Genomic DNA, 22881 nt, shown 5'->3' on the forward strand with positions numbered 1-22881 from the left:
GATAGGGGGTCAGCCCTTCACGGAGCCGGACATCAGCCCGCCGATGAAGTACTTGCCCAGGATGATGTAGACCAGCAGCGTGGGCAGCGACGCCAGGAGCGCGCCGGACATGGACACCCCGTAGTTCTGCAGCAGCGCCCCGTTGGCGAGGTTGTTCAGCGCCAGCGTGACCGGACCGTTCTGGCTCGAGGAGAAGAACACCGCGAACAGGAAGTCGTTCCACGCCGAGGTGAACTGCCAGATGAGGACGACGACGAAGCTGGGGACCGAGATCGGCAGGACGACCGAGAAGTAGGTCCGCAGCATGCCGGCGCCGTCGACCCGCGCCGCCTCGATGAGCTCCTTGGGCACCGACTCGTAGTAGTTGCGGAAGATCAGCGTGGTGATCGGGATGCCGTAGATGACGTGCACCAGGATCAGGGAAGGGATGCCGCTCGGGATGTCCAGGCCCAGCAGCAGCTGCAGCAGCGGGATCATCACGGCCTGGTACGGGATGAACATCCCGAACAGGATGAGCGTGAAGACGATGTTGGCACCGCGGAAGGACCAGCGCGAGAGCACGAAGCCGTTCATCGAGCCCAGGAAGGCGGAGATGATCGACGCCGGGACGACCATCTGCACCGAGCGCCAGATCGCCGGCGAGAGGGTCTGCCACGCGGTGACCCAGTTCTCCGTCGTCCACAGCTGCGGCAGCGCCCACGCCCGGGCGGCGGAGGCGTCACCCGGGCCCTTGAAGCTGGTCACGACCAGCACGTACACCGGGATCAGGACGATGACCAGGGAGAACAGCAGGATCGCGTACCGGAGGGTCCGGCCCACGGAGAACCGCTGCACGGGGCGCCGCTCGGGCGTGCGGACGGGGCGGCCGGCCGCGACGTCGGCGGGCGCCGGGGCGGGGACGGCGGTGGTCATCGTCCACCCTCCTTCCGCGAGGTGTGCACGAGGTAGGGGATGATGAGCACCGCGACGATGATCAGCAGGATCGAGCCCACCGCCGCCGCGTTGGCGTAGTCGTAGCTGGACTTGAAGACGAACATGTCGACGGCGGGCACCTTGGTCTGGTAGTTCGACGGCTTCGAGATCGACATGATCAGGTCGAACGCCTTGAGCGACATGTGGCCGATGATGATCAGCGCGGACAGCGCGACCGGGGACAGCTGCGGGAAGATCACGTGGCGGTAGAGCTGCCACTCGGAGGCGCCGTCGATGCGTCCGGCCTCGCGCAGCTCGTCGGGGATGCCGCGGAACCCGGCGAGGAAGAGCGCCATCACGTAGCCGGAGAGCTGCCAGATCGCCGGGATGGCGATGGCGGCGATGCCCCAGGTGACGTTGTTCCACCAGGGGTTCTGCAGGAAGTCGAGGCCGACGATCTGGAACAGCCGGTTCAGGCCGAGCGCGCTCTCGCCCTGGTTGGAGTTCAGCAGCCAGCGCCACACGACGCCGGAGGCGATGAACGAGACGGCCATCGGGAAGAGGTAGACGGAGCGGAAGAAGCCCTCTCCCTTGGTGGGGCGCTCCAGGATCCACGCCCACACGAAGCCGATCACCATCGTGCCCACGAGGAAGACGGCCGTGTAGAGGACCAGGTTCTTCAGCGAGTGCTGGAAGGCCTCCGAGCCGAGCAGGGCGAAGTAGTTCTCCAGCCCGACGAACGCGCTCGGCGCGACGCCGTTGGCCTGCTGCGCAGTGTGCGAGTCCGTGAAGGAGGTCTGGAAGTTGAGCGCGATGAAGCCGTAGACGAAGACGGCCATCAGGATGAGGGACGGGGCCAGCAGCAGGAGCGGCGGACCCCAGCGCTTCACAGCAGTCACTTCGTGTCTCCCAGCGAAGTCCGGAGATGGCGGTGGCGGGTGCGGACGGGCTGCACCCGCCACCGGGGTGGTCAGCTGCCGGCGGCGGTCGCCAGCTCGCTCTGGAACGTCTTGAGGTCGGACGCTCCGGTGGTGAACTTGCTCGTCGCGTCGGAGATGCCGTTCAGCACGGCGATCGGCGACGCGGCGCCGTGGGCGAGCGAGGGGACGATCGTGTCCTTGGCGTAGGCCTCGATCGCGCTCTGCTGGTACTCGGAGAACTCGGCGGGGTCCGCGTCGGTCCGGGCCGGGATGGAGCCCTTGGCCTTGTTGAACGCTACCTGGCCCTCGAGGGAGCCGACGGTCTCGAGCCACGCCTTGGCGCCGTCGGGGTCGGGCGCGCCGACCGGCATCGTGAAGGAGTCGGCGAGGAAGCCGAACATGCTGTCGGTGCCCGGGACCGGGAAGTCGACGAAGCCGGTGCCGCGCTCGATGCCCTGCTCCTCGAACGCCGCCACTGCCCAGTCGCCCATGACGTTGTACGCGGCGGTGCCGTCGATGACCATCTGGGTCGACTCCGGCCAGTCGAGGCCGTCACGGTCGGTGTTGGTGAAGTCCATGAGCGTCTGGAAGTCCTCGAGCGCCGCGGTCACCTCCGGCCCGTTCCAGTCGGTGTCGCCGGTCCAGAGGCCGTTGTAGCCGTCGGCGCCGAGGTCGGACATGAGCACCGTCTCGAGCAGGTGCACCTGGGTCCACGTGGTGGCGACCGACAGCGGCGTCTTGCCGGCGTCCTTCACCTTCTGCAGGTCGGTGATCCAGGCGTCGATGTCCGCCGGGACGGCGGCGGGGTCGATGCCGGCGTCCTCGAGCACGGAAGGGTTGGCCCACACCACGTTGGAACGGTGGATGTTCGACGGCACCGAGTAGATGGCGTTGTCGACGGTGAGCAGGTCGAGGAGGTCCTGGGGGAAGACGTCCTTCAGGCCGAACTCGTCGTAGAGGTTGGAGACGTCCTCGAGCTGGCCGGCGTTGATGTAGTCGGTCAGCTCCTTGCCGGCGTGGGCCTGGAACGTGTCCGGCGGGTCGCCCGCCTGCAGGCGGGACTGGAGCATGTCCTTCGCCGCGGAGCCGGCGCCGCCGGCCACCGCGCCGTTGACGAACTTGATGTCGGGGTGCTGCTCGTTGAAGACCTTGACGAGGGCGTCGAGCCCCGCCTTCTCCGAACCCTGCGCCCACCAGGTGAACACCTCGACCTGGTTGCCGCCCCCTCCGCCGCCACCGCCGGTGGCCGCATCGTTCCCGCCGTCACCGCCGCCGCCGCAGGCGGCGAGGATGAGGCTGGCGGCCGCGAACCCGGCCACCGTCGCTGTACGTCGCATCGTGTCTCTCCTTCGAAACGTCGTCGTCCCGACCAGGCTCGGCAACCGCTGCCGGCCAGGGGACCGGCCGCGGAGGCCGGGCATCCGATTCCCCAGTGTGCCCCGGAGGCGTCATTCCGTGAAGCATTGGAGGAAATCGTCGCCGTGTTGTGATCTGGTGAGCCACATCCTGCCATATCGGGAGGCACCGGACCGCACTTCCTCCTCCGTGATCGAACACGATCGCTCAGTCGAGCAGGTGGGCGTAGGGCGGCGGGCCGCTGGTGAGCGCGAGCGCCAGCGCGCCGAGAACCTCCGTGCGCGCGCCCAGAGCGGCCGGGACCACGCGCAGCCGGCGCGCCACCGACGGGATGACCGACCGGCGCAACGACGCACCGACCGCGGTGAGGAACGGTTCGCCCGCGGCCACGAGCGGCCCGCCGAGCACGACCACCTCCGGGTCCACGAGGTTGCCGAGCAGCGCGATCCCCCGGCCGAGGTTCCGTCCCACGTCCTCCACCATCCGGCGGCAGGGCGGGTCGCCGGCGGCCGCGCCGGCGACCACCTGCTCGATCGTCAGGTCCTCGCCGAGCGTCGGGCGCAGCATCTGCAGGACCGCCGGGACGGACGTGAAGGTCTCGAGGCACCCGCGGTTCCCGCACCGGCACACCGCCCCGTCGGGCTGGAGCGGGGTGTGGCCGAGCTCCCCGGCCGTGCCGCCGGCGCCGCGGTGGAGGCGCCCGCCGAGCAGCAGCCCCGCCCCGACGCCGGTGGAGATCTTCACGTAGGCGGCGTCGGCCACGCCCTGGGCGGCGCCCCAGCGCGCCTCGGCGAGCATGCCGAGGGTCGCGTCGTTGTCCGTGACCACCGGGACGCCGAGGGCCTCGGTCAGCCGGCCGGCGACGTCGAAGCCGGCCCACCCGGTGAGGATCGTCCCGGCTCCCACGGTGCCGTCGGGTCCGTCGACCGGTCCCGGCAGGCCGACGCCGACGGCGACGAGCTCACCGCCGGGGCGGCTCGCCTCCTGCAGGAGGTCCCGGACGAGGTTGAGCACGACCGGGACCGTCTGCTCTCCCGTGTGCCCCTCGGGCAGCGCCACCTCCCGCTCGGCGACGACCTCGCCCTGGCGGGTGGCGACGGCCGCACGAAGGTGCGTGCGCCCGACGTCGACGCCCGCGACGAGCCCCGGCGCGGCCACGAGCGACACGGTCTTCGCGGGCCGCCCGCGGCGCCCGTCTGCGGACATCTGCTCGACCGCGGCACCGCTGGCCACCAGGTCGGCCACGAGGTTGGAGACCGTCGTGGCCGACATCCCCAGCTCGCGGGCGATCTCCGCGCGAGAGCGCGGTCCCTCGGCGAGCAGGGTGATCACGGCGCGTCTGGTACGTCCGCGCGCTCGTGAGCTGGTCGGATCTGCGCGACCCACGTGCATCCCCCTTTTCGGTCCGTCGTTGGACCAAAAGATGTGGTCGGTCAGGGCAAATAAGCACACTGGTGGAGAAAACCTAACGGACGCTGCCGCCAGTGTCGAGCAGGTGCGAGGGTCGACCAGCGGTCGCGGATATGGACGGGCGGCGGTCGTCGGAGGTGACAACCGGCGGCCGTGGAGGTGGACGACTGCCTGCCGCAGGTCGCGGAGGTCGAACGGCGGGCGCATCTGCGCGCGAGTGCTACGAGAAGACGACGGTTCGCCGGCCGTCCACCAGCACCCGGTGCTCGGCGTGCCAGCGCACGGCGCGGGCGAGGACGCGCCGCTCGACGTCCTGGCCGCGGGCCACCAGCTCCTCGACGTCGTCGGCGTGGGTGACTCGCTCGACGTCCTGCTCGATGATCGGGCCCTCGTCGAGGTCCGCGGTGACGTAGTGCGCGGTCGCGCCGATGAGCTTCACGCCGCGGCCGTGGGCCTGGGCGTACGGGCGGGCGCCCTTGAAGCTCGGGAGGAACGAGTGGTGGATGTTGATGATGTTGCCGGCCAGCTCGGTACACAGGTCGTCGGACAGGATCTGCATGTACCGCGCGAGCACCACGAGCTCGACGTCGAGCTCGTGCACCAGCCGCAGCAGCTGCGCCTCGGCGTCGGCCTTCGTCTCCCGCGTCACGGGCACGTGGTGGAAGGGCACCCCGTAGAACGCCGCGATCGGCTCGAGGTCGGGGTGGTTGGCCACCACGGCCACCGGGTCGATCGGCAGCCGCTGCGAACGCTGGCGGAACAGCAGGTCCGAGAGACAGTGCGCCTCCTTCGACGCCATGATCAGCGTCCGCACCGGCCGGCCCACCTCGTCGAGGGTGAACGTCATCGAGAAGTCGTGGGCGACGGCGGCGAGCGCGCCCTCGACCTCGTGGCGCGGCGCGGTGGTCTCCACCTGCACGCGCATGAAGAACAGCCCGGTGGAGGGGTCGCCGAACTGCTGGGACTCCGTGATGTTGCCGCCGTGCTCAGCGAGCGCGCCGGAGACGGCGTGCACGATGCCGGGCCGGTCCGGGCAGGACAGCGCGAGGACGAGGTGCTCCTTCGGGGTGCTCACCGGCCGCAGGGTAGCCGTCCGGACCCCGGGCGCGGGTCCAGGTCCGCCTCCCGGGTGCCGGTCACACGGACAGTCGCCGGTCCGCTCCGCGGGTACGGCCCGCCGCCGCTCCCGGTGGATGCCAGACTGTGGGCATGGACGACGTCACGATCGACCTCATCACGGAGGACGTGGCCGGTGAGCTCCTCACCGTGCGCCGCGCCGCCTTCGTCACCGAGGCCCAGCTGTACGGGGACCCCAACCTCCCGGCGCTCACCCAGTCGCTGACCGAGCTGGTCGCGGACATCCGCCGGGCCGACGTCGTCACTCTCGGCGCCTGGATCGGGCACCGGCTCGTCGGGTCGGTCCGGGTGGAGCTGGAGGCGGAGAAGGCCACCCTCGGCCGCCTCGCCGTCGTCCCGGACCTCCAGGGCCGTGGGATCGGGACGCGGCTGCTCATGGCGGTGCTGCAGTACCTGCCGGAGCAGACCAAGGAGGTCTGGGTGTTCACCGGGCAGGACTCCAAGCACAACCTGGCGATGTACAACAAGGCCGGCTACGAGCACCAGTACGACCAGCACACCGGTGACCTGACCTACGCGTACCTGCGCCGCATCCTCGGCGAGGACGGCCCGGAGGCCGACGGCCTGGCCGACGTGCCCGAGCGGGACGTCAACGCCTGACTCCGCGCGCGCCTGTGCCGTGCGCGAAGTTGGTAGTCTCGTCCGCGTCGCGACTGGCGCCAGCAGGTGGGTCACCACCGGGGAGCGACACGAGCAGGACCCCCGAGGTCGTCCGCCTGGGCCGAGGGTCACCGAACGGAAGTGCATCCACGCACGCGCCGTGCGTGACCGACAGCGGAGGAAGCATGAGCCAGACCAAGCCCGAGACGTCCGTGGCGAACCAGTCGCTCGCCGAGCTGGACCCCGAGATCGCGGCCGTCCTCGACGGTGAGCTCGCCCGCCAGCGGGACACCCTCGAGATGATCGCCAGCGAGAACTTCGTCCCGCGCGCCGTCCTGCAGGCGCAGGGCTCCGTGCTGACGAACAAGTACGCGGAGGGCTACCCCGGGCGCCGTTACTACGGCGGCTGCGAGCAGGTCGACATCGCGGAGAACCTCGCGATCGAGCGCGCGACCTCCCTCTTCGGCGCCGAGTACGCCAACGTCCAGCCGCACTCCGGCGCCCAGGCCAACGCCGCGGTGCTCCACGCCATCGCCTCGCCGGGCGACAAGGTCCTCGGCCTATCCCTCGCGCACGGCGGCCACCTCACGCACGGGATGAAGATCAACTTCTCCGGCAAGCTCTACGACATCGCCGCCTACGGTGTGGACGAGCAGAGCCACCGGATCGAGATGGAGGCCGTGCGCCAGGCCGCCCTCGAGGCGCGCCCCAAGGTGATCATCGCGGGCTGGTCCGCGTACCCGCGCCAGCTCGACTTCGCCGCGTTCCGCGAGATCGCCGACGAGGTCGGCGCGTACCTGTGGACGGACATGGCGCACTTCGCGGGACTCGTGGCCGCGGGCCTGCACCCCTCGCCGGTGCCGCACTCCGACGTCGTCTCCTCCACCGTCCACAAGACGATCGGCGGCCCCCGGTCCGGCTTCATCCTCTCCCGGGACAAGGAGACCTTCGGCAAGAAGCTCGACTCCGCCGTCTTCCCGGGGCAGCAGGGCGGCCCGCTCATGCACGTCGTCGCCGCCAAGGCCGTGGCGTTCAAGATCGCGGCCGGCGAGGAGTTCCGGGACCGTCAGCGCCGCACCCTCGAGGGCGCCCGGATCATCGCCGAGCGGCTCTCCGCCCAGGACGTCAAGGACGCCGGGATCTCCGTGCTGACCGGCGGCACCGACGTCCACCTCGTCCTCGTGGACCTGCGCAACTCGTCCCTCGACGGCCAGCAGGCGGAGGACCTCCTCCACGACGCCGACATCACCGTCAACCGCAACGCGGTGCCCTTCGACCCCCGCCCGCCGCGCGTGACGTCCGGGCTGCGCATCGGCACGCCGGCGCTCGCCACCCGCGGGTTCGGCGCCGAGGAGTTCACCGAGGTCGCCGACATCATCGCCACCACCCTCGTGGGCGGCGCCGCCACGGACGTCGAGGGCATGCGGGCCCGCGTCCGGGCGCTCACCGAGGCCTTCCCGCTCTACCCCGACCTCCAGCAGTGACCGCCCAGGTCCTGGACGGCAGGGCCACCGCGGCGACGATCAAGGCGGAGCTGACGGAACGGGTCAGCGCGCTGCGGGAACGCGGCGTCGTCCCCGGGCTCGGCACCGTGCTCGTGGGGGAGGACCCCGGCTCCAAGGCGTACGTGGCGGGCAAGCACCGCGACTGCGCCGAGGTCGGGATCGCCTCCATCCGCGAGGACCTGCCGGCCGACGCGTCGCAGGCCGACGTGGAGGCCGCCGTCGAGCGCCTCAACGCCGACCCGGCGTGCACCGGCTACATCGTCCAGCTGCCGCTGCCGAAGGCCGTCGACACCAACGCGGTCCTGGAGATGATCGACCCGGCCAAGGACGCCGACGGGCTGCACCCGACCAACCTCGGGCGGCTGGTCCTCCGCGTGAAGGAGGAGGTCAGCTCGCCGCTCCCGTGCACGCCCCGTGCGGTGCTCGAGCTGCTCGGGCGCCACGGCATCGAGCTCGCGGGCAAGGAGGTGTGCGTCGTCGGGCGGGGGACGACGGTCGGCCGCTCCATCGGCCTGCTGCTCACGCGCAAGGACGTCAACGCCACCGTGACGCTCACGCACACGGGCACCCGCGACCTCGCCAGGCACGTGCGGGAGGCGGACGTCGTCGTGGCGGCCGCCGGGCAGCCGGGTCTGGTCACCGCGGACATGGTCAGGCCGGGCGCCGTCGTGCTCGACGTCGGGGTCTCCCGCACGGTCGACCCGGTCACCGGGAGGTCCAAGCTGCGCGGGGACGTGGCCGACGGCGTCGCCGAGGTCGCGTCGTGGCTCTCGCCCAACCCGGGCGGGGTGGGCCCGATGACCCGCGCCATGCTGCTCACCAACGTCGTGGAGACCGCGGAGCGGCTCGCCGCCTCCGCCTGAGCGGGTCGCCCGGTGGACGTGGCAGGTCTCACCGTCCACCGGGCGGCGGCGGTCCGGAGATGTCGGCGGGATCGGTGAGGATGGTCGGCATGAAGATCGCCACCGTCAACGTCAACGGCATCCGCGCGGCCTACCGGCGCGGCATGGGGGCCTGGCTCGAGGAGCGCCGGCCGGACGTCATGCTCCTGCAGGAGGTGCGCGCCTCGGACGACGTGCTCGAGGAGCACCTCGGCCAGGAGTGGACCACCGCGCACCAGGCGTGCGACATCAAGGGCCGGGCCGGTGTCGCCGTCGCCTCGCGCCTGCCCGCCACCGCCGTGCGCGTCGGCCTCGGGAACGGCGCGGCGGAGGAGCCCGTGGACACCGGGCGCTGGGTCGAGATGGACCTCGACGTCCCCGGGTCCGAGCGGCCGCTGACGGTGGTGTCCGTCTACATCCACTCCGGCACCGCCAACACCCCGAAGATGGACCTGAAGTACGCCCACCTGGAGAAGGTGACCAGGCGGCTGGGCGAGCTCGCCGCCCAGGCCCGCGACGGCGAGCGCGACGTCGTGGTCGGCGGCGACCTCAACATCGTCCACACCGAGCTCGACCTGAAGAACTGGAAGGCCAACCATAACAAGGTCTCCGGCGTCCTGGACGAGGAGATCGCCTACCTCGACAAGTGGTTCGCGGACGGGTGGGTCGACGTCGCGCGGAAGGTCGCGGGGGAGCGCCCCGGTCCGTACACGTGGTGGTCCTGGCGCGGCAAGGCCTTCGACAACGACGCCGGGTGGCGGATCGACTACCAGCTCGCCACCCCGGAGCTCGCCGGGCGGGTGAGCGACGCCGTCGTGGACCGCGCGCCCTCCTACGACCAGCGCTTCTCCGACCACGCCCCGATGGTGGCCACGTACGACTTCTGAGCCCGCGCCACGCCCGCCGGGTCCGGCGTCGGCTCCCGGCCGCCTGTAAGGTCTGCCCTGACAAGGTGTCAGGGCAGACCTGACGCGACGCACGGCGAGAGGAGCTGGCATGGCGGGAACCGATGAGCGGACGCTGCACTGCTCGTTCTGCGGCAGGCCCGAGCAGGAGGTCGCGAAGATCATCGCCGGCCCGGGCGTCTACATCTGCAACGTGTGCGTGGCCCTGTGCCAGCAGATCCTCGACGGGCACGCGCGCGGACCGGAGCCGGAACCGGCGCCCGAGGGCGCCTCCCGGCAGGCGAGGCTCCGGGTGTGGGACGACCTGGGCGCGGACGAGCTGCTGAAGCTGCTGCCACGGATGTCCACGGCGTCGGACCAGGTGGAGGGCGGCCTGCACGAGTGCGTCGCCCGGCTGCGGGAGCTCGGGGTCACCTGGTCGCGCATCGGCGAGGCGCTGGGCATCACGCGCCAGTCGGCGTGGGGGCGCTTCTCCGGCGAGGACTGAGCGGGCGAGAACCTAGCCGCGTCAGCGGGCCGCCCGCTGCGCGCAGCTCACGCACAGCGTGGCCGTCGGCCGGGCCTCCAGCCGTGCCGGCGCGATCGGCTGCCCGCAGCTCTGGCACGTGCCGTAGGTGCCGTTCTCGAGCCGCTCGAGCGCGGCGTCGACCTCCTCGAGCGTGTGGCGGGCGCTCGCGGTCAGCGCCGCCACCTGGGCCCGCTCGAACCCGATGGTCGCCCCCTCGGGGTCGTGCTCGTCGTCGGAGTTGGCGTCCTCGCTCGCCGCGACGACCTCCTCGAAGTTGCCGTCCAGCGCCGCCAGGCGTGCCTCGGTGGTGGCACGCAGCTCGAGAAGGCGCTCGCGGATCGTCTCGTCAGTCCTCGCTCCGCCTGTCATGCCGGAACCGTACTCCCGGTGGCCCCGCTTCGGGCAGGTTCAGCCCCGGACGCGGCCCGCCGGGTCCGACGCCGTCGCGTGGAGGAACCCGGGCGCGGCGAGGCCGGCCCGGCCGAACGCGTCCGCGACGGCGGTCGTCACCGCCCCGGCCGCGTCCGCCTCCACCAGGGCGATCGTCGACCCGCCGAACCCGCCGCCCGTCATGCGGGCCCCGTGCGCCCCGGCCCCTCGCGCGGCGGCCACCGCGAGGTCGAGCTCGGGGCTGGAGACCTCGTAGTCGTCGCGCAGCGACTCGTGCGAGGCGTCGAGCGTCTCCGCCACCCGGTTGAGCGACCAGCCGCGCAACGGCCCGGCGGGGTCGTCGCGCAGGCGGGCGACGAGGAGACGGACCCGCTCGATCTCGGTGACCACGTGCCGCACCCGGGCGCGCTCCTCGCTGTCCGCCAGCCGGGACAGGACCTCGTCGAGGGTGGTCTCCCCGCCCATGACGGCGTCCGCGACCGTGCGCAGGTCCGGGACCCCGAGCCGGCGGGCCGCCTCCTCGCACACCTCCCGGCGGCGGGCGTACTGCCCGTCCACCAGCCGGTGCTCCGCACGGGTGTCCGTCACCAGCAGCTCCAGGCCCGAGACCGTCAGGTCCAGCGGCACGTGCTCCACCTGGCCGTCCCGGCAGTCGAGGAGCAGGGCGTGTCCCGCCCGGGCGCGCAGCGCGGCCGCCTGGTCCATGCCCCCTGTGGGGGCGCCGGCGATCTCGTTCTCGGCCCGGACGCAGGCCGCGGCCAGCCGGGCCCGGCCGGCGTCGTCGGGCGCGTCCACGGACCCGGCCAGGCCGAGCCCGGCCAGCTCGTCCACCGCGACGACGACGGCGCACTCCAGCGCCGCCGAGGAGCTCAGTCCCGCCCCGGCCGGGACGCACGAGTCGACGGCGACGTCCAGCCCCGGCAGGCCGGCTGCCAGACCCTCCGCCTCGAGCGCCCAGAGCACCCCGGCGACGTACGCCGCCCAGCCGTGGACCTCCCCGGCCGTGCCGACCGGGCCGACGTCGTCGAGGTCGATCTCGCGCGGCGGCCCGGGCTCCTGCGCGCTCACCAGCCGCAGGCGCCGGGTTCCCGGCCGGGCCACGGCGGCGACGAACGTCCGGTGCGGCAGCGCGACCGGCAGGCAGAGCCCGCCGTTGTAGTCGGTGTGCTCGCCGACGACGTTGACCCGCCCGGGGGCGGCCCAGACGCCCTCGGGCTCGCCCTCGAAGGTGCCGGCGAACAGGTGGCGGACCCGGGCGGCCCCGGCTGCGTCGTCCCAGGCCGGCAGGAGGTCGGCCGTCACGCGCCCGGCTCCTTGACGTCGTCGGCCATCACGTCGCGCCAGCGGTCCGCGATCCGTTCCGGGGTGGTGTCGGAGACCCACGCGCCCATGCCGGACTCCGAGCCGGCCAGGTACTTCAGCTTCCCCGGCGCCCGCAGGACCGAGAACAGCTGCAGGTGCAGACGCAGGTCGTCCCGGCCCTCGCGCACGGGCGCCTGGTGCCACCCGGCGACGTACGGCAGCGGGATCGGCTCCCCGGCCCGCGGGGAGTCCTCCGGCCAGGTGAAGAAGCGGTCGCCCGCCTGCAGCACGCGCAGGTACAGCCGGGCCAGGTCGGAGCGCTCCGGGTCCGTCAGCGCGGGCAGGTCGGGGACGTCCCGCCGCGGCGCCACGTGCACCTCGACGGGCCAGCGGGCCGCGGCGGGGACGTACGCGGCCCAGTGCTCCGACTCGGCGACGACCCGCCGCCCCGAGCGCAGCTCCGCCTCGAGCACGTCGCGCAGCAGGTTGCGGCCGGTGCGCTCGCGGTGCGCGCGGGCCTGGCGCAGCATCGTGGCCGTGCGCGGGGTGAGGTAGGGGTAGGCGTAGATCTGCCCGTGCGGGTGGTGGAGCGTCACCCCGATCTCCTTGCCCCGGTTCTCGAAGCAGAAGACCTGCTCGACGCCGTCCAGGGCACCGAGGCGCGCGGTGCGGTCGGCCCACGCCTCGATGACGGTGCGCATCCGGCGGGTGCCGACGCCGGCGAGCGACCCGGCCGGGTCGGGGGAGAAGCAGATGACCTCGCAGCGCCCGGCCGCCGGCCGGGTCGGCCAGAGCGGCTCGCCGTCGAGGTACCTGACCTCGTCGGGCACGCCGGGCACGGCGACGAGCGAGGGGAAGCGGTTCTCGAACACCACGACGTCGTAGTCGGTGGCGGGGATCTCGCCGTCCGAGTACGCGGCCCCGGGGCGGGCGGGGGCCAGCGGGTTGGTCTCGGCCGAGGGGAGGAAGGTCCGGTTCATCCGGTGGGCGGCCATCGGCACCCACTCGCCGGTGAGGACGTCGTAGCGCATCTCGGGCGCGGTCACGGGGCGCGCGGTGCCGTCCTCGTCCACCACGTCGGCGAACCGGTCCGGCAGCGGGCGCGGGTCGTCCAGGCGGCGGGTGGCCGCGCCGGAGACGTAGGGCTCGGAGTCGTCGAAGTAGATGAGCTCGCGCCCGTCCGCCAGCCTGGTGGAGGTGCGGCGCACGCGCGCCGCGCCGGCGCTCACTGCGCACCCCCGGCGGTCCCGGCGACCTCGAGCAGGATGCCGTGGCGCTCGGCGGCCTCGCGGGTGGCCTCCCCGGGGTCGGCGTCGGTGACCAGGACGGCGACGTCCTGGACCGGGCAGAACGTCCGCAGGCCCAGCACCCCCCACTTCGAGGCGTCGACGACGGCGACCGGAGTGCGGGCGCTGGCCACCATCGCGGCGTTGGTGGCGGCCTCCGAGAGGTTGGGGGTCATCAGTCCGATCTCCGGGTCGAAGCCGTGCGCGCCGAGGAACGCCCACTCCACCCGGAGCGTGCGGAGAGTGTCCACCGCGACGGGGCCCACGAGGGCGTCGGACCGCGTGCGCTCCCCGCCGGTGAGGACCACGGTCGGGGCGGCCCGGGACTCGGACCGCGCCTGCTCCGTCGCCTCGTGCAGCACCTGGGCGGCGGGCAGGGAGTTGGTGATCACGGTGAGGGTGCCGAGGTGCGGCAGGGCGGCCAGCGCCCGGGCGACGGCGAGCGTCGTCGTCCCGCCCGTGAGCGCGACGGAGTCGCCGGGCCGCACCCGTGAGGCCGCGAGGGTCCCGATCGCAGCCTTCTCGGCCTGGTGATGAGACTCCTTGGTCCGGAAGTACGGCTCCTCGGCGGCACCGGCCGGGGCGACGGCGCCGCCGTGCACCCGGTCGACCAGCCCCCGGGCCACCAGGTCGGTGATGTCGCGGCGTACCGTCATCTCGGAGACGCCCAGCGCCTCGACCACCTCCGCGACGCGGACGCCCCCGTGCTGGGCGACCTGGCCGAGGATGTAGTCCTGCCGCTGGCGGGCGAGCAGGGGGACCCCTTCGGTGACCATGGATCGATCATCGCAGGCCAAACAAAAACGCACAACGTCGAACAGTGGGCCCGAGCCGCCCCGACGACGTGCCGGGGGCGTGTGCGGCCGATGGCGGAGAGCGCCCCGCACCTGCCAGGATGTCGGTCGTGCTGACGACGCCCCGGGTCCTCGCGGAACGCGACCGCTGAGCCCATGCACCTGCCGGAACGTCGCGCGGGACAGGTCCGCATCGGGGTCTCGCTGCAGATCCCGCAGCCGTACTCGACCTGGTTGCAGTCGGTCCGCGCGCGCCTGCGCGACCCGATGGCGCACGCCGTGCCGCCGCACGTCACCCTCCTGCCGCCGACGGTCGTCGACGCCGAGCAGATGGACGAGGTCACCGAGCACCTCGCCGTCATCGCCCGCCGCAGCAGCCCGTTCATCATGTCCCTGCGGGGCGCAGGCACGTTCCGCCCGGTCAGCCCCGTCGTCTTCGTCAACGTCGTGCGCGGCGCCGAGGAGTGCGCCGCCCTCGAGAGCCAGGTGCGCACCGGGCCGCTGGCCCAGGACCTCCGCTTCCCGTACCACCCGCACGTCACCGTGGCCCACGAGCTCGACGACGACGTGCTGGACGCGGCGATGGAGGCGGTGGACGGCTTCGAGGCGACCTACGCCCAGGGCAGCATGCGCCTGTACGAGCACGGTGACGACGGCGTCTGGCGCAGCGTCGCCCGGCTCGTGCTCTCCGGCCCGCGGGTGCACGGCGACCCCGCCGCCCGGGCCGGGGCCCCGCCCGCGACCTCGTAGGGTTGGGCCCATGCCGGAGACCCAGCCCGAGCCGCTGCACGCCATCGTCCCCGCCGGCGGCGCCGGGACGCGCCTGTGGCCGCTCTCGCGCCGCGCCGCGCCGAAGTTCCTGCTCGACCTCACCGGCTCCGGCCGGTCCCTCCTGCAGCAGACCCACGACCGGCTCCGGCCCCTGACCGAGGGCGGAGGCGTCGTCGTGGTCACCGGGGCGGCGCACGCCGCCGCGGTCCTGCAGCAGCTGCCTGACCTGGGCGAGGAGAACCTGCTGGCCGAGCCGAGCCCCCGCGACTCCATGGCCGCGATCGCCCTGGCCGCCGCCGTCGTGCGCCGCCGTCACGGCGACGTGGTGGTCGGCTCCTTCGCCGCCGACCACGTCATCGCCGACACCGCCGCGTTCGGCCGCGCGGTGCGCGAGGCGGTGGGCGTCGCGCGCGCCGGCTACGTCGTCACCATCGGCATCGAGGCCGACCACCCCTCCACCGCCTTCGGGTACGTCCGCTCGGGCGACCCGGTCCGGCTTCCCGACGGCGCCACAGCGCCCACCGCCCGCCAGGTGCGCGGCTTCACCGAGAAGCCCGACGCCGCGACCGCGGCCGAGTACCTCGCGACGGGGGAGTACCGCTGGAACGCCGGCATGTTCGTCGCGCGCGCCGACGTGCTCCTCGACCACCTCGCCGCGCAGCGTCCCGAGCTGCGGGCCGGCATCGACGAGATCGCCGACGCCTGGGACACCCCCGCCCGCACCGCCGTGCTGGAGCGCGTGTGGCCGACGCTGGAGAAGATCGCCATCGACCACGCGATCGCCGAGCCGGTCGCCGCCGAGGGCGGCGTCGCCGTCGTCCCGGCGGCCATGGGCTGGGACGACGTCGGCGACTTCGCCAACCTCGCCGGCCTCCTGCCCTCCGGCGAGGACGGCGTCCGCGTGCTCGGTGACGCCGGCCACGTCGTGGCCGACGACGCCGAGGGAGCCCTGGTGGTGCCCCGGGCCGGGCGCACGGTCGCCGTGCTCGGGGTGCCGGACCTGGTCGTTGTCGACACGCCGGACGCCCTGCTCGTCACCACCCGCGAGCACGCCCAGCGCGTCAAGGGCGTGGTGGAGGGCCTCGGGACGGCCCGCGACCACCTGCGCTGACCCGCGGAGGCGGCGCGCTCCGCGACCGAGCAGGCGCTCCGGCGTCGGACTAGGGTCTTTTCCGTGCGACCTGTTCCTGCCCCGACCGGCTCGGCCGTCGCCCGGCGCGTCACCGCCATCGTCGCCGGGCTCGAGCCGGAGCTCCTCCAGATCCGCCGTCACCTGCACGCCCACCCCGAGACGGCGTGGATGGAGCACGAGACGACGGCGTACGTCGCCGACCGCCTCCGGGCCGCCGGCCTGGAGCCGCACCCGCTGAAGGGCACCGGTCTGACGGTGAACATCGGTGCCGACCCCCGTTCGCAGGGCCGCCGGCGCATCGGTCTGCGCGCGGACCTGGACGCCCTGCCGGTGTCCGAGAGCTCGGGGCTGCCGTTCGCCTCGGCGCGGGACGGGTACGCCCACGCCTGCGGTCACGACGTCCACACCACGGCGCTGCTGGGCGCCGCCCTCACGCTCAAGCAGCTCGACGACACCGGGGACCTGCCGGTCGGCGTCAGGTGCATCTTCCAGCCGGCGGAAGAGGTCATGCCGGGCGGTGCCGTCGCGGTGATCGACCAGGGGGCGCTCGACGGCGTGGACCAGATCTACGCCCTCCACTGCGACCCCAAGGTGCCCGTGGGCCAGGTCGGTTCGCGCATCGGCGCGATCACCGCCGCCTCCGACACCGTCACCATCACCGTCACCTCCGACGGCGGGCACACCTCCCGGCCGCACCTGACCGGCGACGTCGTCTTCGCCCTGGGGCAGCTCATCACGACGCTCCCGGCGGTGCTCGGCCGCCGCATGGACCCCCGCGCGGGCGTCAACCTCACCTGGGGGGCGGTGCACGCCGGCAAGGCGGCCAACGCCATCCCGGCCTCCGGGTCGGTGACCGGGACGATCCGGTGCCTGGACGGCCGCGAGTGGCACCGGGCCGCGAAGATCGTCCAGGAAGCGGTCGAGCACGTGACTGCCCCGTTCGACGTCGAGGTGGAGCTCAACTACGCCCGGGGCATCCCGCCGGTCGTCAACGAGGAGCGCGCCGTGCGTGTGGTCGACGCCGCCGCCAAGGACGTGATCGGCCCGGACGCCGTCGTCCTGACCGAGCAGTCGCTCGGCGGGGAGGACTTCGCCTGGTACCTCACCCGTGTACCCGGTGCCCTGGTGCGGCTCGGCACCCGCACCCCGGGCGGGCCCGCCTACGACCTCCACCGCGGCGACATCGTCTTCGACGAGCGCGCCATCGGCATCGGCGCCCGGGTGCTCGTCCGCACGGCGCTGCTCGCGGGCGACGGCAAGATCGGCGAGGGGGCGAGGACGACGACGGCGGCGGCCGCGTCGTCGTCCTGAGCCCCTTGCGGGGCGGTGCAGTCTTTCCGGGGGCGGTCCCGCGTTTTCCGGGGCGGTGCCAGCCGAAACTCGGGACCAAGGACTCGGGTGCGGCGCGTGACCTGCGTCTCCCATGGAAACATTTCGGTAACGCTTTTCGCGGGGATCTCACGATGTGACTCGTGTGAATGCGGCGGCGGGTTACTGTCGGCCTGTCAGCCGCCGATCCAGGACGTGGCGCACGGGTGCTCTGCCGAAGCAGGGCCTGCGACCCGCCACCACGAGCCTCGGCCACACACATGCAGGAGATACGCGTGAAGAAGAGCATCTACGCGACGGCGCTGGCGGCCACGGCCGCCCTCGCGCTCGCGGCCTGTGGCGCAGCCCCGGAGGAGGACTCGCCCGCACCGGGCGCCACCGGGGGCGCCGGGACGAGCGCGGCCGGGGGAGACAACGCCGACTTCCTCGCCTGCGTCGTCTCCGACCAGGGCGGCTGGGACGACCAGTCGTTCAACCAGTCCGCGTACGAGGGCCTCCAGGCCGCCGTCAAGGACCTCGGCATCAAGGAGGCGGACGCGGAGTCCCAGTCCGACGCCGAGTACGGCCCGAACGTGGACTCGATGGTCCAGCAGGGCTGCAACCTCACCATCGGCGTCGGCTTCCTCCTCGAGGACCCGATCCAGCAGGCCGCCGAGAAGAACCCGGACACGAACTTCGCGCTCATCGACTCGGCGTTCTCCGGTCCGGACTTCGCGCCGGTCGAGCTCGACAACGCCAAGCCGATCCTCTTCAACACCGCCGAGGCGTCCTACCTCGCGGGCTACGTCGCCGCCGCGGTGTCCGAGTCCGGCACCGTCGCCACCTTCGGCGGCATGCAGATCCCGTCGGTGTCCATCTTCATGGACGGCTTCGTCGACGGCGTCGCGAAGTACAACGAGGACAACGGCGCCGACGTCCAGGTCCTCGGCTGGGACAAGGAGGCCCAGAACGGCTCCTTCACCGGCGACTTCGAGAACCAGGCGAACGGCCAGACCCTGACCGAGCAGTTCATCGCCCAGGGCGCCGACGTCGTCATGCCGGTCGCCGGCCCGGTCGGCCTCGGTGCCGCCGCCGCCGCGAAGGCCGCGGGCGACGTCAAGATCGTCGGCGTCGACTCCGACTGGTACGAGTCCACCGAGTACGGCGACATCGTGCTGACCTCCGTGGTCAAGAAGATCGGCCAGGCGGTCGAGGACACCATCACCGAGTCCGTCGAGGGCAACTTCACCAACGAGCCGTACGTCGGCACCCTCGAGAACGAGGGCGTGGGCCTGGCCCCCTTCCACGACTTCGACAGCCAGGTGCCGCAGGAGGTCAAGGACGCGGTGGCCAAGCTCCAGGAGCAGATCATCTCGGGCGAGATCGTCGTGGAGACGAAGAACGCTCCGTGACCGTCTGACAACGCGACAACCGTGACGGCCCGGCCCTCGTGGCCGGGCCGTCACGCGCTGGCCCCGGTACCGTGGCGACCCGCGGTCACCGGTGAGCCCGGCGCCTGCTGAACGGGATGGAGCCTTCGGAAGTGAAGCTAGAACTGCGCGGGATCACCAAGACCTTCGGGTCCCTGGTCGCGAACGACCACATCGACCTGGTGGTCGAGCCGGGCGAGATCCACGCCCTGCTCGGCGAGAACGGCGCCGGCAAGAGCACCCTGATGAACGTGCTCTACGGGCTGTACCAGCCCGACGACGGGCAGATCCTGCTGGACGACAGGGCGGTCACCTTCTCCGGGCCCGGCGACGCCGTCGCCGCCGGCATCGGCATGGTGCACCAGCACTTCATGCTCGTCCCGGTCTTCACCGTCGCCGAGTCCCTCGCCCTGGGTTACGAGCCCGTCGGCGCGGCCGGCCTGATCAAGGTCGACGAGGCCCGCCGCCGGGTGAAGGAGATCTCCGACCGCTTCGGGTTCGACGTCGACCCCGACGCCTACGTCGAGGACCTGCCCGTGGGGGCCCAGCAGCGGGTCGAGATCATCAAGGCGCTCTCCCGCGACGCCGAGGTCCTCATCCTCGACGAGCCCACGGCGGTCCTGACCCCGCAGGAGACCGACGAGCTCATCGAGATCATGCGCCAGCTTAAGGCCAGCGGCACCTCGATCGTCTTCATCACCCACAAGCTCCGCGAGGTGCGCGCCGTCGCCGACCGCATCACCGTGATCCGCCGCGGCAAGGTGGTCGGCGAGGCCAGCCCCACCTCCACCGAGACCGAGCTGGCCTCGCTCATGGTCGGCCGCTCGGTGAGTCTCGGCGTGGACAAGGAATCGGCGCAGGAGGGGCAGGAGTCCTTCGTCGTCTCGGACCTCACCGTGCTCGACCCCGCCGGCAAGACCATGGTCGACCGGATCAGCTTCTCGGTCCGCCGGGGCGAGATCCTCGCCGTCGCCGGCGTCCAGGGCAACGGCCAGACCGAGCTCACCGAGACGATCCTCGGGCTCACCGAACCGGTGTCCGGGTCGGTCACGCTCGACGGCGAGGAGCTCACCGGCAGGTCGGTCAAGGACCGGCTGCGCGCCGGCGTCGGCTTCGTGCCCGAGGACCGGTCCACGGACGGCATCATCTCCTCCTTCTCCGTGGCGGAGAACCTGGTCCTGGACCTGTACGACACCGAGCCTTACGCCTCCGGCCTCGCGATGAGCCCGGCGGTGGTGCGCGAGAACGCCGCGCGGCGGGCCGAGGAGTTCGACATCCGGCTGACCTCGACAGCGGACCCGATCTCCACCCTCTCCGGCGGCAACCAGCAGAAGGTCGTCATCGCGCGCGAGATGTCGCGCCCGCTACGCCTGCTGGTGGCGTCGCAGCCCACGCGCGGGCTCGACGTCGGCTCCATCGAGTTCATGCACAGGCGGATCGTCGAGGAGCGCGACAAGGGCACCCCCGTGGTGATCGTCTCGACCGAGCTCGACGAGGTGCTGGCGCTCGCCGACCGCATCGCGGTGATGTACCGCGGCCGCATCGTCGGCATCGTCGACGCCGGCACCGACCGCGACGTGCTCGGCCTGATGATGGCCGGCGTGCCCCTCGAGGAGGCGCAGGCGCAGGCCGCCGAGCACAGGACCACCCTGGCCGCGGCCGACGCCGCTGCCGAGCAGGAGGGAACGTTGTGACAGACCCCGTCAACGAGGCCCCGCAGACCGCCGCCCAGCCGGGCGACGTCGTCGCGCAGGGCGAGCAGGTCCCGGCGCCCCAGGACGCGCCGGGGACCGCCGTGCCGGGCGGCGGGGCCGGCGACGACGGCGCACCCGAGGAGACCCGCACCCAGCAGTTCTTCCGGGAGTTCCTCTCGGGCAGCTGGCTGGTCTCGGCGCTCGCGATCGTCGTCGCCCTCTTCGTCGGCGGCGTCCTCATCGCCCTGGCGGACTCTCGGGTGCAGGAGACCGCCGCCTACCTCTTCGCCCGGCCGGGCGACTTCTTCAGGGCCGCCTGGGACACGGTGTACGGCGCGTACCGGGCCATGTTCCGCGGCGCGGTCTACGACTTCCAGGCCGACACGTTCAGCCGCAGCGTCCGCCCGCTGACGGAGACCCTGGTGTTCGCGACGCCGCTGATCCTCGCCGGCCTCGGCCTGGCCGTCGGCTTCCGGGCCGCCCTGTTCAACATCGGCGCGCAGGGCCAGATCGTCCTCGGCGGCATCTTCGGCGCGTTCATCGGCTTCACGTTCGACCTGCCGGTCGTCGTGCACGTGACGCTGGCCGCGATCGGTGCCGCGCTCGGCGGGGCCATCTGGGCCGGCATCGCCGGCGTGCTGAAGGCCAGGACCGGCGCCAACGAGGTGATCGTCACGATCATGCTCAACAACATCGCCGTCTACCTCATCGCGTACCTCCTGACGACGCAGGCGTTCCGGCTCCCGAACTCGCCGTTCCCGAAGTCTCCGGACGTCCCGTCCGACTCCGCGGCCTACCCGCTCCTGCTGGGGCCCTCGTTCCGGCTCCACGCCGGGTTCCTGCTGGCGATCGCGGCCACCGTCCTCGTGTGGTGGCTGCTCGAGCGCTCGACGATCGGTTTCGAGATCCGTGCCGCGGGCTCCAACCCGAGCGCCGCGCGCACCGCGGGCATCTCGGTCAACCGGGTGGTCGTGCTGACCATGGTGATCTCCGGCGCCCTGTGCGGGCTCGCCGGCTCCGCCCAGGTCCTCGGCACGGAGCGCGCGCTGACCGCGGGCGTGGCCGCCAGCTACGGGTTCGACGCCATCACGGTGGCCCTGCTCGGCCGCTCCCGGCCGTTCGGCACGTTCGTCGCGGGCCTGCTGTTCGGTGCGCTCCGTGCCGGCGGCGTGCTCATGCAGTCCACCACCCAGACCCCGATCGACATCATCCTCGTGGTGCAGTCGATCATCGTGCTGCTGATCGCCGCGCCGCCGCTGGTGCGGGCGATCTTCCGGCTCCCGGCCCCGGGAGCCCGTCCGCGGGGTGCGCGCACCCCGGTCGCGAAGGAGGCGGCGGCATGAGCGCCGTGATGACCGACCAGGCCCGGCCGCAGGAGCGGGAGGACGTCGTCCTGAAGCCCATCAGCTGGCGCTGGCCCGTGGTGTACGGCGTGCTGACGCTCGCCGCGCTGCTGTTCTTCACCCTCCTGCCGAACCTCGAGGGCGACACGATCTACCAGCTCTCCAAGGCCGGCGACCTCTTCGAGATCCCGAACATCGCGGTCCCGGCCGCGCTGACGAACTGGCTTCTCGTCGCGCTCATGGCCGTGCTCACCGGGCTGGTCACCTGGCTCACGAGCCGGCGGCGGGACGTGGGCCGGTGGACCCACATCGTCTTCGGCATCGCGTTCGTGCTGACGTTCCTCACCTACGTCGGGGCGGGCCGCGCCACGGTCATCCCGCTGACGACGCTGCTCTCCGGCGCGCTGGCACTGTCCGTCCCGCTCGTCTTCGGTGCCCTGTGCGGCGTGGTGTGCGAGCGCTCCGGCATCGTCAACATCGCCATCGAGGGCCAGCTGCTCGGCGGTGCCTTCCTGGCCGCCGTCGTCGGCTCGCTGACGTCCAGCGCCTACCTCGGGATGATCGCGGCGCCGATCGCGGGCGCCCTCGTCGGGGTGCTGCTCGTGTTCTTCGCGGTGCGGTACTGGGTGGACCAGATCATCGTCGGCGTGGTGCTCAACGTGCTCGTCGTCGGCGTCACGAGCTTCCTGTTCTCCACGGTGCTCACCGAGGACAAGGCCACCTGGAACGCCAACCAGCGACTGCCCGAGCTTCCCATCCCGCTGCTCTCGGAGATCCCGGTGATCGGGCCGGTGCTGTTCCGCCAGACGCTGCTCGTCTACATCATGTACGCGGCCGTGATCCTGCTGCAGATCTTCGTCTTCCGCAGCCGGTGGGGCCTGCGCATGCGCGCCGTCGGGGAGCACCCGAAGGCGGCCGACACCGTGGGCATCAAGGTCAACCGCACCCGCGTCGTCAACACCATCTTCGGCGGCGCCATCGCGGGCCTCGGCGGGGCGTTCTTCACCGTCGGGTCCGGGCTGGCCTTCGGCAAGGAGATGTCGGGAGGCCAGGGCTTCATCGCCCTCGCGGCCATGATCCTCGGCAAGTGGAACCCCACCGGTGCGCTCGCCGCCGCGCTGCTGTTCGGCTTCTCCAAGAACCTCGGGAACGTGCTGTCGACCATCGGCTCGACCGTCCCGTCCGAGTTCCTGCTGATGCTGCCCTACGCCGTGACGATCTTCGCCGTCGCCGGGTTCGTCGGCCGCGTGCGCGCACCTGCCGCGGAGAACATCCCCTACATCAAGTGACCGGAGAC

At 72.4% G+C, this 22881-nt stretch carries 21 protein-coding genes and 1 riboswitch; of the genes, 12 read left to right on the forward strand and 9 right to left on the reverse strand.

All coding sequences use genetic code 11. The annotated features are described in order from the left end of the window. Positions 1-9: 9 nt before the first annotated feature. The 5 genes from ATJ97_RS15065 to purU form a co-directional block, all read right to left on the reverse strand. The gene (locus ATJ97_RS15065) at positions 10-912 is read right to left on the reverse strand and encodes a carbohydrate ABC transporter permease (RefSeq protein ID WP_098484438.1); all 903 of its coding nucleotides are present in this window, start codon (positions 910-912) and stop codon (positions 10-12) included. Further along, the gene (locus ATJ97_RS15070; RefSeq protein ID WP_098485509.1) at positions 909-1751 is read right to left on the reverse strand and encodes a carbohydrate ABC transporter permease; all 843 of its coding nucleotides are present in this window, start codon (positions 1749-1751) and stop codon (positions 909-911) included. The genes ATJ97_RS15065 and ATJ97_RS15070 overlap by 4 nt, the downstream gene beginning before the upstream one ends. Before the next feature lie 131 nt (positions 1752-1882). Then, complete coding sequence (locus ATJ97_RS15075) at positions 1883-3169, reverse strand: ABC transporter substrate-binding protein (protein ID WP_098484439.1); 1287 nt, start codon at positions 3167-3169, stop codon at positions 1883-1885. Between the two features lie 226 nt (positions 3170-3395). Beyond that, positions 3396-4520 (reverse strand): ROK family transcriptional regulator, encoded by a 1125-nt coding sequence (locus tag ATJ97_RS15080; protein WP_170037493.1) that lies wholly within the window; start codon positions 4518-4520, stop codon positions 3396-3398. A 298-nt stretch (positions 4521-4818) separates the two neighbouring features. Next, positions 4819-5673, reverse strand: a complete 855-nt coding sequence (gene purU / locus ATJ97_RS15085) for a formyltetrahydrofolate deformylase (RefSeq protein ID WP_245862577.1) — start codon at positions 5671-5673, stop codon at positions 4819-4821. Positions 5674-5807: 134 nt separating this feature from the next. Here purU and ATJ97_RS15090 point away from each other — a divergent pair, with 134 nt between their 5' ends. The 5 genes from ATJ97_RS15090 (at position 5808) to ATJ97_RS15110 (ending at position 10113) form a co-directional block, all read left to right on the forward strand. Further along, positions 5808-6335: a GNAT family N-acetyltransferase gene (locus tag ATJ97_RS15090; RefSeq protein ID WP_098484442.1), complete on the forward strand. Its 528-nt coding sequence runs from the start codon at positions 5808-5810 to the stop codon at positions 6333-6335. Positions 6336-6374: 39 nt separating this feature from the next. Further along, a riboswitch (ZMP/ZTP riboswitch) is annotated at positions 6375-6464 on the forward strand. 56 nt (positions 6465-6520) lie between these two features. Continuing rightward, a complete protein-coding gene (gene glyA / locus ATJ97_RS15095) occupies positions 6521-7819 on the forward strand; it encodes a serine hydroxymethyltransferase (RefSeq protein WP_098484443.1) in 1299 nt (432 codons plus the stop codon). Beyond that, positions 7816-8703, forward strand: a complete 888-nt coding sequence (locus ATJ97_RS15100; RefSeq protein WP_098484444.1) for a bifunctional methylenetetrahydrofolate dehydrogenase/methenyltetrahydrofolate cyclohydrolase — start codon at positions 7816-7818, stop codon at positions 8701-8703. Before glyA ends, ATJ97_RS15100 begins: the two co-directional genes overlap by 4 nt. An 89-nt stretch (positions 8704-8792) precedes the next feature. Next, positions 8793-9608 carry an exodeoxyribonuclease III gene (locus ATJ97_RS15105; protein WP_098484445.1) on the forward strand — a complete coding sequence of 272 codons (816 nt, stop codon included), beginning with the start codon at positions 8793-8795 and terminating at the stop codon, positions 9606-9608. Between the two features lie 109 nt (positions 9609-9717). Then, positions 9718-10113: a ClpX C4-type zinc finger protein gene (locus ATJ97_RS15110; RefSeq protein WP_098484446.1), complete on the forward strand. Its 396-nt coding sequence runs from the start codon at positions 9718-9720 to the stop codon at positions 10111-10113. Positions 10114-10134: 21 nt separating this feature from the next. On the opposite strand, the gene ATJ97_RS15115 is transcribed toward ATJ97_RS15110, so the two are convergent. Genes ATJ97_RS15115 through ATJ97_RS15130 form a run of 4 tightly spaced genes read right to left on the reverse strand, consistent with a single transcriptional unit; the run spans position 10135 to position 13867 of the window. Continuing rightward, a complete protein-coding gene (locus ATJ97_RS15115; RefSeq protein ID WP_098484447.1) occupies positions 10135-10503 on the reverse strand; it encodes a TraR/DksA family transcriptional regulator in 369 nt (122 codons plus the stop codon). A 39-nt stretch (positions 10504-10542) separates the two neighbouring features. Further along, entirely contained in the window at positions 10543-11826 is a 1284-nt protein-coding gene (gene galK / locus ATJ97_RS15120; RefSeq protein WP_098484448.1) for a galactokinase, read from the reverse strand. After that, the gene (galT, locus tag ATJ97_RS15125) at positions 11823-13055 is read right to left on the reverse strand and encodes a galactose-1-phosphate uridylyltransferase (protein ID WP_098484449.1); all 1233 of its coding nucleotides are present in this window, start codon (positions 13053-13055) and stop codon (positions 11823-11825) included. The genes galK and galT overlap by 4 nt, the downstream gene beginning before the upstream one ends. Next, positions 13052-13867, reverse strand: coding sequence for a DeoR/GlpR family DNA-binding transcription regulator (locus ATJ97_RS15130; protein WP_098485510.1), 816 nt, complete (start codon positions 13865-13867; stop codon positions 13052-13054). The genes galT and ATJ97_RS15130 overlap by 4 nt, the downstream gene beginning before the upstream one ends. A gap of 195 nt (positions 13868-14062) precedes the next feature. Between ATJ97_RS15130 and ATJ97_RS15135 the strand changes: the two genes are divergently transcribed. The 7 genes from ATJ97_RS15135 (at position 14063) to ATJ97_RS15165 (ending at position 22873) form a co-directional block, all read left to right on the forward strand. Beyond that, positions 14063-14656: a 2'-5' RNA ligase family protein gene (locus ATJ97_RS15135; protein ID WP_098484450.1), complete on the forward strand. Its 594-nt coding sequence runs from the start codon at positions 14063-14065 to the stop codon at positions 14654-14656. A gap of 10 nt (positions 14657-14666) precedes the next feature. Further along, positions 14667-15788, forward strand: a complete 1122-nt coding sequence (locus ATJ97_RS15140; RefSeq protein ID WP_098484451.1) for a mannose-1-phosphate guanylyltransferase — start codon at positions 14667-14669, stop codon at positions 15786-15788. Positions 15789-15851: 63 nt separating this feature from the next. Next, positions 15852-17120, forward strand: coding sequence for an amidohydrolase (locus tag ATJ97_RS15145; protein WP_098484452.1), 1269 nt, complete (start codon positions 15852-15854; stop codon positions 17118-17120). Between the two features lie 293 nt (positions 17121-17413). Next, positions 17414-18529 carry a BMP family lipoprotein gene (locus ATJ97_RS15150; RefSeq protein ID WP_245862582.1) on the forward strand — a complete coding sequence of 372 codons (1116 nt, stop codon included), beginning with the start codon at positions 17414-17416 and terminating at the stop codon, positions 18527-18529. Between the two features lie 131 nt (positions 18530-18660). Beyond that, the gene (locus ATJ97_RS15155) at positions 18661-20241 is read left to right on the forward strand and encodes an ABC transporter ATP-binding protein (RefSeq protein ID WP_098484454.1); all 1581 of its coding nucleotides are present in this window, start codon (positions 18661-18663) and stop codon (positions 20239-20241) included. Next, positions 20238-21584, forward strand: a complete 1347-nt coding sequence (locus tag ATJ97_RS15160; protein WP_245862586.1) for an ABC transporter permease — start codon at positions 20238-20240, stop codon at positions 21582-21584. The genes ATJ97_RS15155 and ATJ97_RS15160 overlap by 4 nt, the downstream gene beginning before the upstream one ends. After that, positions 21581-22873: an ABC transporter permease gene (locus tag ATJ97_RS15165; protein WP_245862588.1), complete on the forward strand. Its 1293-nt coding sequence runs from the start codon at positions 21581-21583 to the stop codon at positions 22871-22873. The genes ATJ97_RS15160 and ATJ97_RS15165 overlap by 4 nt, the downstream gene beginning before the upstream one ends. Positions 22874-22881: the final 8 nt, after the last annotated feature.

It is taken from the genome of Georgenia soli, assembly GCF_002563695.1.
Lineage (GTDB): Bacteria > Actinomycetota > Actinomycetes > Actinomycetales > Actinomycetaceae > Georgenia > Georgenia soli.